The organism is Kitasatospora sp. NPDC001095 (genome assembly GCF_053598615.1).
This window is the reverse complement of record NZ_JBSFKQ010000014.1, coordinates 95563-111087: the sequence shown is the minus strand read 5'-3', so window position 1 is coordinate 111087 and position 15525 is coordinate 95563. Positions and strand designations below refer to the sequence as shown.

14 protein-coding genes are annotated in these 15525 nt (G+C 75.9%); 6 read left to right on the top strand and 8 right to left on the bottom strand.

Annotation, left to right across the window (positions count from 1 at the left end):
- Positions 1-25: 25 nt before the first annotated feature.
- The 5 genes from ACWDBB_RS15550 to ACWDBB_RS15530 form a co-directional block, all read right to left on the bottom strand.
- Positions 26-886 (bottom strand): PHP domain-containing protein, encoded by an 861-nt coding sequence (locus ACWDBB_RS15550; protein WP_449790061.1) that lies wholly within the window; start codon positions 884-886, stop codon positions 26-28.
- A gap of 96 nt (positions 887-982) precedes the next feature.
- Positions 983-1621 (bottom strand): DUF6758 family protein, encoded by a 639-nt coding sequence (locus ACWDBB_RS15545; protein WP_392873500.1) that lies wholly within the window; start codon positions 1619-1621, stop codon positions 983-985.
- 307 nt (positions 1622-1928) lie between these two features.
- Positions 1929-2087, bottom strand: a complete 159-nt coding sequence (locus tag ACWDBB_RS15540; protein WP_402401893.1) for a hypothetical protein — start codon at positions 2085-2087, stop codon at positions 1929-1931.
- Positions 2088-2527: 440 nt separating this feature from the next.
- Complete coding sequence (locus tag ACWDBB_RS15535) at positions 2528-3403, bottom strand: alpha/beta fold hydrolase (protein ID WP_449790060.1); 876 nt, start codon at positions 3401-3403, stop codon at positions 2528-2530.
- Between the two features lie 142 nt (positions 3404-3545).
- Positions 3546-5630: a DEAD/DEAH box helicase gene (locus ACWDBB_RS15530; RefSeq protein ID WP_449790059.1), complete on the bottom strand. Its 2085-nt coding sequence runs from the start codon at positions 5628-5630 to the stop codon at positions 3546-3548.
- A gap of 686 nt (positions 5631-6316) precedes the next feature.
- Between ACWDBB_RS15530 and ACWDBB_RS15525 the strand changes: the two genes are divergently transcribed.
- Positions 6317-7045, top strand: a complete 729-nt coding sequence (locus ACWDBB_RS15525) for a ferritin-like fold-containing protein (RefSeq protein ID WP_392873491.1) — start codon at positions 6317-6319, stop codon at positions 7043-7045.
- A gap of 19 nt (positions 7046-7064) precedes the next feature.
- Here the strand turns inward: ACWDBB_RS15525 and ACWDBB_RS15520 are convergent, their stop codons facing one another.
- From ACWDBB_RS15520 to ACWDBB_RS15510, 3 genes are all read right to left on the bottom strand, one after another.
- Positions 7065-7391, bottom strand: coding sequence for a hypothetical protein (locus ACWDBB_RS15520; protein ID WP_449790058.1), 327 nt, complete (start codon positions 7389-7391; stop codon positions 7065-7067).
- A 141-nt stretch (positions 7392-7532) separates the two neighbouring features.
- On the bottom strand, positions 7533-7760 hold the full coding sequence (locus tag ACWDBB_RS15515) for a DUF3107 domain-containing protein (RefSeq protein WP_449790057.1): 228 nt from the start codon (positions 7758-7760) through the stop codon (positions 7533-7535).
- Between the two features lie 131 nt (positions 7761-7891).
- Positions 7892-8554 carry a TetR/AcrR family transcriptional regulator gene (locus tag ACWDBB_RS15510; protein ID WP_449790056.1) on the bottom strand — a complete coding sequence of 221 codons (663 nt, stop codon included), beginning with the start codon at positions 8552-8554 and terminating at the stop codon, positions 7892-7894.
- Between the two features lie 222 nt (positions 8555-8776).
- Between ACWDBB_RS15510 and ACWDBB_RS15505 the strand changes: the two genes are divergently transcribed.
- The 5 genes from ACWDBB_RS15505 to moeZ all read left to right on the top strand — a co-directional run bounded on the left by ACWDBB_RS15505 (position 8777) and on the right by moeZ (position 15477).
- Entirely contained in the window at positions 8777-9679 is a 903-nt protein-coding gene (locus ACWDBB_RS15505) for an alpha/beta fold hydrolase (RefSeq protein ID WP_449790055.1), read from the top strand.
- A gap of 547 nt (positions 9680-10226) precedes the next feature.
- A complete protein-coding gene (locus ACWDBB_RS15500) occupies positions 10227-11867 on the top strand; it encodes a DUF3492 domain-containing protein (protein ID WP_449790054.1) in 1641 nt (546 codons plus the stop codon).
- A complete protein-coding gene (locus tag ACWDBB_RS15495; protein WP_449790053.1) occupies positions 11867-12919 on the top strand; it encodes a hypothetical protein in 1053 nt (350 codons plus the stop codon). The genes ACWDBB_RS15500 and ACWDBB_RS15495 overlap by 1 nt, the downstream gene beginning before the upstream one ends.
- 161 nt (positions 12920-13080) lie before the next feature.
- Entirely contained in the window at positions 13081-14070 is a 990-nt protein-coding gene (locus ACWDBB_RS15490; protein ID WP_392873474.1) for an NAD-dependent epimerase/dehydratase family protein, read from the top strand.
- Positions 14071-14298: 228 nt separating this feature from the next.
- Positions 14299-15477 (top strand): adenylyltransferase/sulfurtransferase MoeZ, encoded by a 1179-nt coding sequence (gene moeZ, locus ACWDBB_RS15485; RefSeq protein WP_449790052.1) that lies wholly within the window; start codon positions 14299-14301, stop codon positions 15475-15477.
- The last annotated feature ends 48 nt before the right edge of the window (positions 15478-15525 follow it).

Genomic DNA, 15525 nt, shown 5'->3' with positions numbered 1-15525 from the left:
TTCGTCGCGCGAGGCCCGCGTCGGCTCAGCGTCCGATCGGCTCCGCGCCGGTGGCCTGCGCCAGCAGCGCCTCGTACACCTGCGGGTCGGTGGTGTGCTCGCCGAGCCGGACGGTCTTGCGGGAGCCGTGGTAGTCGCTGGAGCCGGTGACCAGCAGGCCCAGCTCGCCGGCCAGGCCGCGCAGCCTCACCCTGGTCTCCTCGTCGTGGTCGGTGTGGTCGACCTCCAGCCCGGCCAGCCCGGCCGCCGCGAGGTCGGCGATCACCTGGTCGGAGACCGTCCGGCCGCGCTTGACCGCGCCCGGGTGGGCGAACACCGGCACCCCGCCGGCGCCCCGGACCAGCCGGACCGCCGCGACCGGGTCGGTCTCGTGCTTGCGGACGTCCGCCCGCCCGCCGTTGGCCAGCCAGTCGGCGGTGAAGGCGTCCGAGACGGTTGCCACCACGCCCGCCTCGACCAGCGCGCTGGCGATGTGCGGCCGTCCGACCGAGCCGGACCCGGCGATCCGCTCCACCTGCTCCCAGCTGATGTCCGCGCCGAGTTCCCGGCAGCGCTCCACGATCGCCCGGCCGCGCCGGAACCGGTCGGTGCGCACCAGGTCCCGCTCGCGCGCGAACTCCGGCTCCGCGGGGTCGAACAGGTACGCCAGCAGGTGCATGCTGATGCCGTCCACGACGCAGGACAGCTCGGCGCCCGGGACGACGGTCAGCCGGGTGCCCTCGGGCAGCGCGCGCACCGCCCCGGCGGCCTCGGCGTGGCCGGCCACGGTGTCGTGGTCGGTCAGCGCCACCACGTCGAGGTCCGCGGCGACGGCCGCCGCGACCAGCTCGGCCGGGCTGTCGGTGCCGTCGGAGGCGTTGCTGTGGGCGTGCAGGTCGATGCGCACGGATCGGACTCCCGGGGCTCGTGGGTGCCGCCCAGGATAGGCCAGCGGACGGTGCCGTCCCACGGCTCCGGACGGACCCGGCCCGCGGGACGGCCGTCAGCCGAGCAGTCGGGGCGTGAGCGCCCCGCAGGGCAGCAGGTCCAGTTCGGCGCCGGCCTCGCGCAGGTCGGTGAGCACCAGTTCGTCGTACATGACCAGCGCGGACTGCTCGGGCCAGGCGACCGCCCACAGCCAGAGCCCGCGGGCCTCGCCGACGAACACCGCGCGGTCGGCCGGGGCGTCCGGGACGTGGAACATCGGGGTGGGCCGCCCGGCGGCCATCAGTTTGGCGTCGGCGGGCTTGTAGAGGCCGACGGAGTCGCCCGGGTCCGGCCCCGGTAGGCCCGCGTAGCGGGCGCCGAGGCCGACCCCCAGCTCCTCGGCGACCAGGACCAGCTCGCCGAAGCCGCCGAGTGGGGCGGGCCCGGAGCAGGCGACGGCGGTGGCCCGGGCGCCCGAGACGTCGTCGCCGACGTGGGCGATGCCGGTGTAGAGCCAGCCGACCGGGAGCGGCCAGGGCAGCCAGACCGGGACCTGGGAGCGGGCGACGGCGACGCCGAGGGCCTCCACACTCGGGGGCAGCACCGGCTGCATCGGGTGCACCGCTCCGTGCCGGTCGCACTGCCAGGTGTCTGAGAACAGACCGGGGGCGCGGACCCGACCGGCGCACCTCGGGCAGCTTGGCTCGCCCCTCATAGCCGTCAACGCTCCTCCCTCCGGACCGCCGCGTCAAGGACGATCACCCGTACGGAGGGCTCGGCGGCACCTGTCGGTGGCGGACGCCCGGACCGGCGCCGGGTGGGCGGTCGCGGGCGGTTCCCGTTGGGGGATGTCCCGTACCGGGCGGCGGCAAACGTCCGGGGCTCCGGCCCCGGACACCCTGACGCCCCGTCATCGGCGAATGCGGTGACGGGGCGTCAGTCGGGTATCGGGACGTCCGGATCGGACGCTCCCGGCTCGTCGGCGGCGGCTGGGGGCTCCGCGGAGCGGGCGCCGCGCTCGGTCAGACGGTCGGGCACGGGCGGATGAGCAGGCGCTCGCCGGTGCGGGCGGCGGCGTCGACGACCTCGCGCACGGTGGCGGCGTCGGCGATCAGGCGGTCGGCGGCGGAGCCGTTGACGTCGTCGAGTCGGACGATCTCGAAGCGCATGGTCTTCGTCATGGGCGTCTCCATTCCTGGCCCCGCGGGGCGGGGCGGTCGCGGCTGAGTGGGTGTCAGCTCTTTCGGGGTCGTTCGGGTCCGGCGGTGCGGCCGGACCGGGCGGTTCGTCGCCGCGCGTGCGGCGGTCTGCTGCGGCAAGGGCCCCCCTTGCTTGCCTGGTGCGTCCAGTGCCTCGTGAACCACGGTGAGGTGGCGGTGCTACCGGGGCGTTGCCCGCCCGTGAAGTCCGGGTTTCGGGTGCTCTGCGCCGAAGTGGAGGCCGGCGATGATTCCCGGACAGAATCAAAGATTACCGTAACTAACGAATTTTGTCCTCTGTTGAAGCCGATCGAAGTTGCGGAAGTGGTACAGACCACTATTGGCGGGGTGGCGGAACCGGCCCCGGCCGGCACGCGTCCGCGCGGGCGGCGTCAGGCCCGGAACCGTCAGGCCCAGAACCGTCAGGCCCAGAACGCGGCCAGCGCCTCGGCGGTAGCGGTCGGCTGCTCGGCGTTGGGGGAGTGGCCGGCGTCCGCGACTACCACCCGGCGGGCGCCCAGGCGCTCGGCCATCGCGGTCTGCTCCGGCACCGGCCAGGCGTAGTCCCGCACCCCGGACAGCACCAGCACCGGCAGCCCGGCGGTGGCGGCGGCCAGCTCCGCCACCCGGTCCGGCGCGGACACCAGGTGGCCGCCGGTGACGGACAGCGCCCGCGGCACGTTGGCCAGCCAACGCCGGTGCAGGAACTCCGCGACGGCCGGCTCCAGGCTCGGCCGCGGCTGCGTGCTCCCCGCCTCCAGCTGCCGCATCATCTGCCAGATCTGCTCCAGGTCCATCACCCGCAGGGCGTCCAGCAGCAGCTCGGTGCGGGCCCCCTCGGCCGGGTCGATCGCGCCCGGGCCGGTGGACACCAGCGTCAGCGACCGCCAGGGCAGCGGGCCCTCGGCCGCCGCGGCGAGCACCGCCTCGCGCACCACCTGGCCGCCGAAGGAGTGCCCCAGCAGGTGCGGCGGGGTGCCGTCGGCCGCCAGCGCCTCGGTGAGCGCCCGCACGTCCGCCCCGAGCGCCCCGACGCCGTACGCCGCCGGGTCGTCCGGGCCGCCGGTCTGGTACTGCCCGCGCTGGTCCACGGCCGTCACCCGGTACCCGGCGGCCGCCAGCGGCGCCAGCAGCGCGATGAAGTCCTCCTTGCTGCCGGTGAACCCCGGCACCAGCAGCGCCGAGCCGCGCACCGGCCCGGCCGGCTCCGCCCGCAGCGCCGCGAACTCCCCGCGCCCGGTCGCCACCCGCTCGGCCCGCGCGCACCCGGGCAGCGTCAGAAACGGCGGCGTGCTCATGGGCTGTACTCCCTGCTGTCCTGCCGGTGACCTGCTGTCCTTCGGGCGACTCCCCGACGCCCCGAGCTTAGGGCGTGGAACGCCCGAGGGGGCGCGCCGGCCGGGTGGCCTGGCGCGCCCCCTCGGGGGAGGCGCGGAGGTGTCAGCTCTCCGGGGTGGCCTCCACGGGCGCGGCGGCCTTGCGGGTCCGGGTGCGCTTGCGCGGGGCCGGGGCCTCGGCGGCGGTCTCGGCGGCCGGGGCCTCCGGGGCGGTCTCGGCGACGGCCTTCGGCTTGCGGGCCCGGGTGGCCTTCTTGGCCGGGGCAGGAGCCTCGGCGGCCGGAGCCGCCTCGACGGCCTCCGCCGCGGCCTCGGCCTTCGGCTTGCGGGTGCGGGTGGCCTTCTTGGCCGGGGCCGGGGCCGGGGCCTCGGCGGCGGCCTCGACGACCGGCTCGGCCTCGGCCATGACGGCCTCCGCCTTGGGCTTGCGGGTCCGGGTGCGGGTCGCCTTCTTGGCGGGGGCCGGGGCCTCGGCGGCGGCCTCGACGACCGCCTCGGCCTCGGCCACGACGGCCTCGGCGACCGGAGTCGCCTCGACCGCCACGGCCTCCGCCTTCGGCTTGCGGGTCCGGGTGCGGGTCGCCTTCTTCGCCGGGGCCGGAGCCTCGGCGACCGCCTCGGCGGCGGCCTCGACGACCGCCACGGCCTCGGCCACGACGGCCTCGGCGACCGGAGTCGCCTCGACCGCCACCGCGGCCTCGACCGCGGCCGGGGAGGCACCACCGCGCGAGCGGCGGCGGCGACGGCGCGGCGCGGCCTCGCCCTCGGCGCCCTCGACGGCCGGAGCCGCCCCGGGGGTCTCGGTCACGGCGGCAGCTGCCTCGCCGTCGGCGCCGACCACCGAGCCCCGACGGGTGCGACGGCGCTCACGGGTGCGGCGCGGCTTCTGCTCCTCGGCCTCGGCCGGAGCGGCACCGGCGCCCGGACGGCCGGAGCCGCCCTGGCCGCCGCGCCCACCGCGACCGTTGCCGCGGCCCGAGCGGCCGCCGCGTCCACCGGTCTCCCCGAGGTCCTCGACCTCCTCCGCGCCCAGTCCGGCGCGGGTCCGCTCCGAGCGCGGCAGGATGCCCTTGGTGCCCGGCGCGATCTTCAGCAGCTCGTACAGGTGCGGCGAGGTGGAGTAGGTCTCCTCCGGGTCGTTGAACGACAGGTCCAGCGCCTTGTTGATCAGCTGCCAGCGCGGGATGTCGTCCCAGTCGACCAGGGTGACGGCGGTGCCGGAGGCGCCGGCCCGGCCGGTGCGGCCGATCCGGTGGAGGTAGGTCTTCTCGTCTTCGGGGCACTGGTAGTTGATGACGTGGGTGACGCCCTCGACGTCGATGCCGCGGGCCGCGACGTCGGTGCAGACCAGCACGTCGACCTTGCCGTTGCGGAAGGCCCGCAGGGCCTGCTCGCGGGCGCCCTGGCCGAGGTCGCCGTGGACCGCGCCGGCCGCGAAGCCGCGCTGGGTCAGCTGGTCGGAGACGTCGGCGGCGGTGCGCTTGGTGCGGCAGAAGATCATCGCCAGCCCGCGGCCCTCGGCCTGCAGGATGCGCGAGACCATCTCGACCTTGTCGAGCGAGTGCGCGCGGAAGATGTGCTGCTCGATGTTGGCGACGGTGGTGCCGGTGTCGTCCGGGGCGGTGGCCCGGATGTGGGTCGGCTGGCTCATGTACCGGCGGGCGAGGCTGATGACCTGGCCCGGCATGGTGGCCGAGAACAGCAGGGTCTGCCGCTTGGCCGGCAGCATGGTGATGATCTTCTCGACGTCGGGCAGGAAGCCCAGGTCGAGCATCTCGTCGGCCTCGTCCAGGACCAGCGCGCGGACCTTGGACAGGTTCAGCTTCTTCTGCCCGGCGAGGTCCAGCAGCCGGCCCGGGGTGCCGACCACGATGTCGACGCCCTTGGTGAGCGCCTCGACCTGCGGCTCGTACGCCCGGCCGCCGTAGACGGCCAGGACCCGCACGTTGCGGACCTTGCCGGCGGTCTGCAGGTCGTTGGTGACCTGGGTGCACAGCTCGCGGGTCGGGACGACGATCAGCGCCTGCGGGAAGTCGGTGAGCTGCTCCTCGGCGGCCCGGCCGGCGTCCACGTCGGCGCGCACGACGACCCGCTCGATCAGCGGGAGGCCGAAGCCGAGGGTCTTGCCGGTGCCGGTCTTGGCCTGGCCGATGACGTCGTGGCCGGTCAGCGCGACCGGGAGGGTCATCTCCTGGATGGGGAAGGGGTGGACGATGCCGACGGCCTCCAGGGCCTCGGCGGTCTCCGGGAGGATCCCCAGTTCCCGGAAGGTCGTCTTGATGGGTTCAGCGGTGGTGGACAGGGTGCTGCCTCTTCCGTGTGGAGGGGCCGAGAGCGAGCGGCGGGCGGGCAGCCGCGCGGCTGCCTACGGGCCTGGGCGGCCCTGGTACAGCTGCGCGGACGCACAACCGCGCCGGTCCCTGCGGCCGGCCGGTGCGCGCTGCCCTGGTGCGGGGCGCGTCGCCGGCGGCGTCGGGGAGGATTCCCGTGAGGGACCTGCGCGGGACCTCCGCCTCGGGGCGTGGTCTCGGCGGCCCTCGCTCGGCCACTGATGCGGTGCCAAGGCTTGAAGTCCAAGCCATGGTCGGAGCCGATCGGCTCTCCGACCGGGCATCCGCGTACGTGAGTACCGTGCCACCGGTGCGGACACGTCCGGCTGGACGGTGCCGCTACGGAGGGTTCGCGCGGGGTACCGAGACGGCGGTGACACCATGCGAACACGACGGGCTCCGTACCACCATACAGTCAGGCGACGAGTCGAACACGTGACGCGTCTGACATTGCCCCCGGCAACTGCCACCGGAGCGGCCGGTACGGCCGGTCACCAGGCGTGCCCGGGCACGGGGCGGCGGGGCGGGACTAAAGTTGCGGGTCATGGACACCAGTGGTGAGACGCAGGACGCGGCGGCCGGCTCGATCGGGGACTGGGCCGCGTGCTCGGCCGACCCCGGCTACCGGGCGGCCGTACTGGACCTGCTCGGCGCGCTCGCGTACGGCGAGCTGAGCGCCTTCGAGCGGCTCGCCGAGGACGCCAAGCTGGCGCCCGACCTCGCCGACAAGGCGGCGCTGGCCAGGATGGCCTCCGCCGAGTTCCAGCACTACCAGCGGCTGCACGACCGGCTCGCCGAGATCGGCGCCGACCCGCAGGAGGCGATGCGGCCCTTCGTCGAGCCGCTGGAGCTGTTCCACCGGATGACGGCGCCCTCGGACTGGCTTGAGGGCCTGGTCAAGGCCTACGTCGGCGACGCCATCGCCACCGACTTCTACCGCGAGGTGGCCGTCCGGCTGGACGACGACACCCGCGACCTGGTGCTGAGCGTCATGTCCGACACCGGCCACGCGCAGTTCGCGGTCGACAAGGTCCGCCAGGCGATCGAGGCCGACCCGCGGTCCGGCGGCCGGCTCGCCCTGTGGGGCCGGCGGCTGATGGGCGAGGCGCTCAGCCAGGCCCAGCGGGTGGTCGCCGAGCGCGACGCGCTGTCCAACCTGCTGGTCGGCGGCGTCCAGGTGCAGGGCTTCGACCTGGTCGAGGTCGGCAAGATGTTCAACCGGATCACCGAGGCGCACACCCGGCGGATGGCCGCCCTCGGCCTGGCGTCCTAGCCGCTACGGGCCCGCCCGCTCAGGCCGCCCGGTGCCGCCGCGACGTGCGGTGGGCGCCAGCGTGGTGCGGGTGGTGCCGGTGCGCCGGGGCGCGCCCGTCGGCGAGGTCCGGCCGGGCCAGCAGCGAGGTGAGCACGACCGCGGCCACCGCCGCGGCCACGACGGACACCGCGGGCTGGCGCCCGTCCACGCCGAAGTGCGCGACGACCCCGCCGACCAGCGCCGCCGCCAGCGCGGTGCCCAGCGTCAGGGCGCGGGAGGCCCGGAAGTACGCCGGCAGGGCCAGCAGGGCGACGCCGCCCGTGACCAGGCCGACGAGGGCGAAGGCGATCGACTCGACCAGCAAGGCTGCCTCCCGGGGGGAACGGGCGCGGTACGGCGAGGGTGCCGCTCCCTCCGCCGTACCCCGCCCGACCTGCCCGTACACGCGACGGTGCCCCGCTCCCTGGTGGGAACGGGGCACCGGACGATCCTGTGCGGCGGCGTCTCAGACGGTGCCGAAGCCGACCTTGCGGGCGGCCTGCTCGCCGATCTCCACGTACGCCAGGCGCTCGGCCGGAACGATGACGCGACGGCCGTGCTCGTCGGACAGCGCGAAGATCTTCTCCGAGCCCTCCAGCGCCTTCGCGACCGCGCTCTGGACCTCATCGGCAGTCTGCGAGCTCTCGATCACGATCTCGCGCGGCGCGTTCTGCACGCCGATCTTGACCTCCACGGCTTCCGTCCCTCCGGGGTTGCAGCCTCCACGCACGGGCACCGGACCGCCTGGGACAAGCGTTCGCGGCGACCGTGCCGTACGGCTTCACCATAGAGCACCGGATCCCCGGCCCGGCGAAGGTCGGCGGATCAGCCCTGGTGGGCGGTGCCCTCGCCGGGCTGCTCGCCCGCGTGCATCGGGAAGCCCTTCAGTCCGCGCCAGGACAGGCTGGCGACCAGCCGGACCGCCTCGTCGCGCGGGATCTCCAGGCCCTGCGAGAGCCAGTACCGGGCGGTGATCTGGGCCAGGCCGCAGACGCCGGCGGCGAGCAGCTTGGACTCCGCCTCGGGCAGGTCGGTGTCCTCCTGGATCACCTTGCTGACCAGCGTCGCGCTCGCCTCGGAGGCCCGCTCGACCCGCTCGCGCACGGCCGGCTCGTTGGTCAGGTCCGACTCGAAGACCAGCCGGAAGGCACCGGACTCGCTGGAGACGTAGTTGAAGTACGCCTCCATGGTGTTGGCCACCCGCTGCTTGTTGTCGCTGGTCGTCGACAGCGCCTCGCGGGTCGACTCGACCAGGGCGTCGCAGTGCTTGTCCAGCAGCGCCAGGTACAGCTCCAGCTTTCCGGGGAAGTGCTGGTAGAGCACCGGCTTGCTCACCCCGGCGCGGTCGGCGATGTCGTCCATGGCGGCCGCGTGGTAGCCCTGCGCGACGAACACCTCCTGGGCGGCACCGAGCAGTTGTTCACGGCGGGCGCTTCGCGGCAGGCGGGCACCGCGCGGGCGCTCCTGCGCCTCCTGGATGGCCGTCACGGCGCTCCTCACTTCGGGGTCTGTTCGCGGCTGGCAAGATGGCCGATTCTACTTTTCGGTAACCGCGCCCGCGTTCGGCGAGGGCGTGAAAAGACGGTCGGCCTTGTTGTCAGGAGCCCACAATACGGCGCTGACCTCGGCCTCGGCAGTGGTGGGACGCGGGCGTCCGGCGGCCAGACCGCCCCGGTGCCTGCGGGGGGAGGCTCACTACCATCGTCCACCATGAGCAGCGCTGAGCAGCAGGTACGTACGGTCGAGGTCCCCGGCGCGGTGCTCGCGGTGCACCGCCCCGCCGCCGACGGCGCCGCCGACGGGCGCGAGCCCGGGCTCTTCGTGCACGGCCTCGGCGGCTCGGCCGCCAACTGGGGGGCCCTGATGGACCGGCTCTCCGGGCACGTCGACGGCGAGGCCGTGGACCTGCCCGGCTTCGGCCGCTCCCACCCGCCCACCGACGGCAACCTCACCGTCTCCGGCCACGTCCGCGCGGTGATCGGCTACCTGGAGGCCTCCGGCCGCGGCCCGGTCCACCTGTTCGGCAACTCGCTGGGCGGGGCGGTCGCCGTCCGGCTCGCGGCCCTGCGACCGGACCTGGTGCGCAGCCTCACCCTGGTCTCCCCGGCGCTGCCCGAGCTGCCCCCGCAGCGCTCCGCCTGGCCGACCGGCCTGCTCGCGGTGCCCGGGGTGCCGGCTCTGCTGCGCCGGCTGTCCGCGGGCGGGCGCGACGCCGAGGCCGCCACCGAGGACCTGCTGCGGCTGGTCTACGGCGACCCGGACGGTCTGAGCCCGGCGACCCGCGCCGAGGCGGTGGCCGAGTACCGGCGCCGGCTGGAGGTGCCGCACGCGATGCAGGCGCTCGTCGGCTCGGCCCGCGGCATCGTCTCGGCGTACACCGAGCGCGGCGACCAGGCGCTGTGGCGGCAGGCCGAGCAGGTCGCGGCGCCGGTGCTGCTGGTGTACGGGCTGCGCGACAAGCTGGTCTCCTACCGCTCGGCCCGCCGCGCCTGCGCGGCGTTCGCGGACGCCCGGCTGCTGGTGCTGCCCGAGTCCGGGCACGTGGCGATGATGGAGCACCCCGAGGAGGTCGCCCGGGCCGTGCGGGAGCTGATCGCCCACGCCGAGGGCTGAGCCCGGGGCCCGCCCGCGGGGCCGGGAACCCGCCCGGGCCGGGAACCCGCCCGGGGTCGGGCGCGCGCCGCGGCGGTCCGACCGCGCGCCCGGGCGGGCGCCACGCGGGCGGCCGCGCATACCGCCCGGTAACGCCCCGGTTCCGGTCGAGGTCACGTCAGTTCACTCGATCAGGTGGCAGGCAGGCAGGTGACCGATGGATCGGCCTGGGCCGGTCCTACCTTTCTGCTGTCGGACCGAACAGGTGTGGGGGCCCGCGGCCGCCGGAGGAACCGGAGGGCGGCCGCGGCCGAGGGGTCCCGGCGGGTCGGGCCCGACCCGCCGGAGCGAGCGGGCACCCGGGGGAACGGAACGCGGCGCGTCCGCGACCGGACCGCCGGCGGGCCGCACGGAGGCACCGCGGCGCCGGCCGGGGCCGACCGGACTCCCCGGCCCGACCCGTCCCCGCCACCCTGCGGGGGCCCGGGCCACTGCCCGGGCCACCCGGAAATCCGTCGATCCGTCCGTGATCCCGCCCAGCGAATCCGCTCTGCCCCGGAGGTCTCCCGTGCGCGTTGCCCTGCTCACCGAGGGTGCCCGTCCGCATTCCCGGCGTGGTACCGGGGACTGGTGCGAGCGGCTCGCCGAGGGCCTGCCGGAGCACGGGTTCGAGCGCTACCTGCTCGCCGGTCCGCAGGCCCAGGACGCCGCGGAGCGGCCATCGCCCGTGTGGCGCGGCACGTACGAGCTGGCGCCGTGGGGGGGCCGGCCGGGCGGACGGGCGGCGGGGCGTCTGCGCCGCCCGTCCGCGCCGCGCAGACGCCGGTACGCCGGGGCGTACGAACAACTGTTGCGGGCCCTGGTGCTGCCCGCCGAGCGGGCCGGCTTCGGGCCCGGGCTGTACCGGCTGGCGGCACTCGCCCGGGAGGACGGCGCGCTGCCCGCCTTCCTGGCCTCCGCGCACGCCCGCCGGCTGCTGGAACGGACCTGGCGGCTGCCCGGCGCGGACACCTCGGCCGGGCGGCCGCCGGTGTGCGACGTGCTGGTCGCCGCAGACCTGTTGGAGCAGTGCCTGCGCCCGCTGTCGGCGCCCTGGTACGGCACCGGCCCCGGCGGCCTCGGCGCGGCCGACCTGTGCCACGTGGTCGGCGGCGGTCCGGCCGCGCTGCCCGCCCTGGTGGCCCGGCACCTGCACGGGGTGCCGTTCGTGGTCACCGAGCACGGCCCGCACCTGCGCGAGCAGTACCTCCGCCACCGCGAGGCGCCGTACCGGTGGCCGGTGCGCGCGCTGCTGCTGTCCTTCTTCCGGGCGCTCACCGAGGAGACGTACCGACAGGCCGCGATACTCACCCCCGGCAGTGCCCACGACCAGCAGTGGCAGCGCCGCTGCGGCGCCGACCCGGCCCGTACCCGGGTGGTGTACGAGGGCACGCCGGCGGTGGACCGCCCGGCCGCCGGGCCCGAGCCCGCGGCGCCGACCCTGGTGTGGGCCGGCGCGCTGGAGCCGGGCCGGGACCCGGAGCTCGCGCTGCACGCCTTCGCCCGGGTCCGCGCCGAGCTGCCCGGCGCCCGGCTGCTGGTGTACGGCGAGGAGACGGCGCCCGGCCACCGGGCGCACTGCGCGGCGCTGGCCGAGCGGCTGGGGGCGGCTCCGGCGGTGGACTTCGCCGGCCGGCCCGGCTCGGTCGCCGAAGCCTGGGAGTCGGGCACGGTGGCGGTCTTCTCGGGACGGTCCCAGCGCAGCCCCCGGCTGCTGGCGGACGCGATGCTCAGCGGCCGGGCGGTGGTCTCCACGGACGTCGGGGTGGCCCGTGAGGTGGTCGGGCCGACTGGGCTGCTGGTGCCCGCCCGCGATCCGCGCGCCCTGGCCGGCGCCTGCCTGGCGCTGCTGCGCGACGAGGAGCGGCGCGGCCGGCTCGGGTTGGCCGGGCGGCTGCGGGCGCAGGAACGCTTCGCCGTGGAGCCGGTGATCGGCGCCTTCCGGGAGATCTACCTGGAGCTGGTCTCGCAGTACCCGGCCTTCCCCGACGGCGGGGGCGGCGGCGAGGACGGGCCGGTGCCGCGCCCCTTCGCCCGCCCCGCCGAGTACTGGCTGGCCGACGGCCCGCGCGGCGCCGGGCAGGCCCCCGCGCCGGGCGGGAGCGCGGACCCCGGCGGCCCGGGGGAGCCGGCCGGGCGGCGGTCGGCCGAACTCGCCGAGGCCGTCTGATGTCCGGCGCCACCCTGCTCGGCTGCAGCGCGGACCCGGTGCGCGAGGTGATGGCGGAGCACCGCGAGCTGTGCGAGCGCGCCGTCGACCCGCTGGAGATCGCCGCCGGGCTGGAGGAGGCCGGGCTCGGCCGGGACGCCGCCGCCCGCTGCCGGCACGCCGACCTGTTCTCGCTGGCCGAGGAGCTGTACGCCCGGGTGCCCCGCCGCCCGCCGGTGCCCGGGCCGGTGGAGCCGCCGCGGACGGGCGGGGCCGCCGCCAGGGCCGCGCTGACCGCAGCCGCGCTGGCCGCGCCGCCCTGCGCGGGGGCGGCCGCGCTCGGCCCGCGCTGGCCGGTGCTGCTGTGCGTCGCCGTCCCTCTGGTGCTGCTGCCCGCGCTGACCGCGCCGCCCCCGGCCGAGCCGGCCCCGCCGGGCGCCGGGCCCGGTCGCCGCGGCACCCGGCTCCGTCCGGCGGCGCTGGGCCACGGGCTGGGCCTGGCCGCGCTGCTGCTGCTCCCGCCGGCCGCGCCGGGCGGGGACCGCCCGTCGGCCGTCGCGCTGGCGGTGGCGGCGGCGGTGTCGGTCGGGGCGGCCGAGCGGACGGCCCGCTGGTACCGGCAGGTCGGCCGCGGCCACCTGGGCGCGGCGGGCACCCTGGCCGGGTTCCGGGCCCGGATGCGGCCGGTGCTCCCGGTCGCGCTGGCCCTGCACCTGGCGGTGCTCGGGGTGCTGAGCTTCACCGCGCTGGCCGTGCTGGCCGTCGTCGCGCCGCGCCCCGGACCGGGCCACGGCGGCGGGCTGCTGCACCTGGCGGTCGAGCGGGCCGGCCCCGCCCAGTGGGCGGCGCAGGGAGTGCTGGGCCTGCTGCTGGTGCTGCCAGTGCTGCTGGCGCGGTGCGGCCGGGCGACGGCCGCCGCGGCGGGGGCGTCGGCCGGGGCCGCCGCGGTGCTCGGGCCGCTCGCCCTGGGGCGCCCGGCCCCGGAGGCGTGGCTGCTCGGCGGCGGCACCGTCGCGGTGGCGCTGCTGGCGTACGCCGGGGCGGTGCTCGGCCGGGCCGGCTCGCACCGCTGAGCGGCCTCCGCGAGCGCCTGCGCCGGGCACGGCCGCCGAGGGCCGTCCGCCCGTTCCTTCGATCCACTCCGGGATCCACCGCGTGATCCCCGGTTTCGTCCCGTTCGTTGAACTCAGTCCGCCAGGTCGTCCCGAGCTGGCTTCGTGGAAGGACACCCCCGATGAGGGTGCTGCTGCTGGGCGCCGACGGCTTCATCGGCCGCCGGGTCACCGATCGTCTGCTGATGGACCAGGAGTTGCAGGTGACGGTGCTCGGCCGGCGCGACTCGGCCGACATCCGCTTCGACCTGACCACCGGGAGCCCGGGCGCGCTGGCCCGGTTCCTGGACGCGGTCGCGCCGCAGGTGGTGATCAACTGTGCGGGCGCCACCTACGGCAGCTCGCGAACCCTGATCCGGTCGAACACGCTGGCCGTCGCGACCGTCTGCGAGGCCATCCGGCGCAGCCGGGAGCCGGCCCGGCTGGTGCACGTCGGCTCGGCCGCCGAGTACGGGCCGGTGCCCGGCGGGGTGCCGGTGTCCGAGCAGGCCGAGCCGCGGCCGGTCGGCCCGTACGGGGTGTCCAAGCTGGCCGGGACGGAGCTGGTGCTGGCGTCCGGGCTGGACGCGGCGGTGCTGCGGGTGTTCGACGTGGTGGGCCCGGGGGCGCCGACCGCCTCGCTGTTCGGGCGGCTGGCCGAGGGCCTGCGGCGGGCGCTGGAGCGGGACGAGCACCAGGTGCGGATGCCGGACCTGTCCGGATACCGGGATTTCGTGGACGTGCGGGACGTCGCGCGGGCCATCCAGGCGGCCGCGGTGTCGGCCGCCACGGGGGTGGTCAACATCGGCAGCGGGCACGCCGTCCGGGCCCGGGACGCGGCCCAGCTGCTGGTGCGGGCCTCGGGCTTCGAGGGGCAGATCGTCGAGGAGAACCGGCAGGTCCTGCTGCCGGCGCAGGCCGTCGGGGCGGGTGGCGACCACCTGCCGGGCCACCACCTGCCCGGGCACCGGCCGGAGGGGCACCGGCCGGAGGGGCGGCCGGTGCCGGGCGAGCCGGTGCCGTGGCGGCAGGCGGACGTGCGCACCGCCAGGGACCGTCTCGGATGGCGGACGCAGGTGCCGCTGGAGGAGTCGCTGGGCGACGTCTGGCTGGAGACGGCCTGTCGGGTGTGAGCGCGCCGGGCAGTGCCCCGAGCCCGTCAACCACGGGCTCGGGGCGCCTTCCGGGGCCCCGTCGCGGGTTCCACGATCCGACGTGGCCCGTCTCGCCCATCGGACGGGCTGTCTCGGAATAGTGTCGGGGCGTGACACTGTTGGCCTAGACAGCCACCCGCGTGGCGGAGCGACAACCCCGCACCGAGGTTGGCCCTGGCCACCCGAACACGACCCATCGGAGTCCCCGTGTCGTTGCCACCCCTGGTCGAGCCGGCCGACGAGCTCACCGTCGACGAGGTCCGCCGGTACTCCCGCCACCTGATCATCCCGGACGTGGGCATGGCGGGGCAGAAGCGGCTGAAGAACGCCAAGGTGCTGTGCGTCGGCGCCGGCGGTCTCGGCTCGCCGGCCCTGCTGTACCTGGCCGCCGCCGGTGTCGGCACGCTGGGCATCGTCGAGTTCGACGTGGTCGACGAGTCGAACCTGCAGCGCCAGGTGATCCACGGCCAGTCGGACGTCGGCCGTTCCAAGGCGGAGTCGGCCCGCGACTCGGTCAAGGAGATCAACCCGTACGTGAACGTGGTGCTCCACGAGGAGCGCCTCGACAACTCCAACGTCATGGAGATCTTCTCCGGCTACGACCTGATCGTGGACGGCACCGACAACTTCGCCACCCGCTACCTGGTGAACGACGCCGCGGTGCTGCTCGGCAAGCCGTACGTGTGGGGCTCGATCTACCGCTTCGACGGCCAGGCCAGCGTCTTCTGGGCCGAGCACGGCCCGTGCTACCGCTGCCTCTACCCGGAGGCCCCGCCGCCGGGCATGGTCCCCTCCTGCGCCGAGGGCGGCGTGCTGGGCGTGCTGTGCGCGTCCATCGGCTCGATCCAGGTCAACGAGGCGATCAAGCTGCTGGCCGGCATCGGTGAGCCGCTGGTCGGCCGGCTGATGATCTACGACGCCCTGGAGATGAACTACCGCCAGGTGAAGGTCCGCAAGGACCCGAACTGCGCCGTCTGCGGGGAGAACCCGACGGTCACCGAGCTGATCGACTACGAGGCCTTTTGCGGCGTCGTGTCGGAGGAGGCGCAGGCCGCCGCCGCCGGCTCGACCATCACCTCGCAGCAGCTCAAGCAGTGGCAGGACGACAAGGAGGACATCTTCCTCATCGACGTCCGCGAGCCCGGCGAGTACGAGATCGTCAACATCCCCGGCGCGGTGCTGATCCCGAAGAACGAGTTCCTGATGGGCGACGCGCTGGAGAAGCTGCCGCAGGACCGGAAGATCGTGCTGCACTGCAAGTCGGGCGTGCGCTCGGCCGAGGTGCTGGCCGTGGTGAAGGCCGCCGGCTTCGGCAACGCCGTGCACCTGGGCGGCGGCGTGCTCGGCTGGGTGAACCAGATCGAGCCGCACAAGCCGGTCTACTAGGAGCGGAACGGAGAAGGGCCCGCCGGACGGCGGGCCCTTTCCTGTGTT

What these genes read in the sequence shown, in the direction of transcription:
- ACWDBB_RS15545 (WP_392873500.1), bottom strand. Translation starts at nt 1,621, where the DNA reads ATGAGGGGCGAGCCAAGCTGCCCGAGGTGCGCCGGTCGGGTCCGCGCC.
- ACWDBB_RS15540 (WP_402401893.1), bottom strand. Translation starts at nt 2,087, where the DNA reads ATGACGAAGACCATGCGCTTCGAGATCGTCCGACTCGACGACGTCAAC.
- ACWDBB_RS15535 (WP_449790060.1), bottom strand. Translation starts at nt 3,403, where the DNA reads ATGAGCACGCCGCCGTTTCTGACGCTGCCCGGGTGCGCGCGGGCCGAG.
- ACWDBB_RS15530 (WP_449790059.1), bottom strand. Translation starts at nt 5,630, where the DNA reads ATGACCCTCCCGGTCGCGCTGACCGGCCACGACGTCATCGGCCAGGCC.
- ACWDBB_RS15525 (WP_392873491.1), top strand. Translation starts at nt 6,317, where the DNA reads ATGGACACCAGTGGTGAGACGCAGGACGCGGCGGCCGGCTCGATCGGG.
- ACWDBB_RS15505 (WP_449790055.1), top strand. Translation starts at nt 8,777, where the DNA reads ATGAGCAGCGCTGAGCAGCAGGTACGTACGGTCGAGGTCCCCGGCGCG.
- ACWDBB_RS15495 (WP_449790053.1), top strand. Translation starts at nt 11,867, where the DNA reads ATGTCCGGCGCCACCCTGCTCGGCTGCAGCGCGGACCCGGTGCGCGAG.
- ACWDBB_RS15490 (WP_392873474.1), top strand. Translation starts at nt 13,081, where the DNA reads ATGAGGGTGCTGCTGCTGGGCGCCGACGGCTTCATCGGCCGCCGGGTC.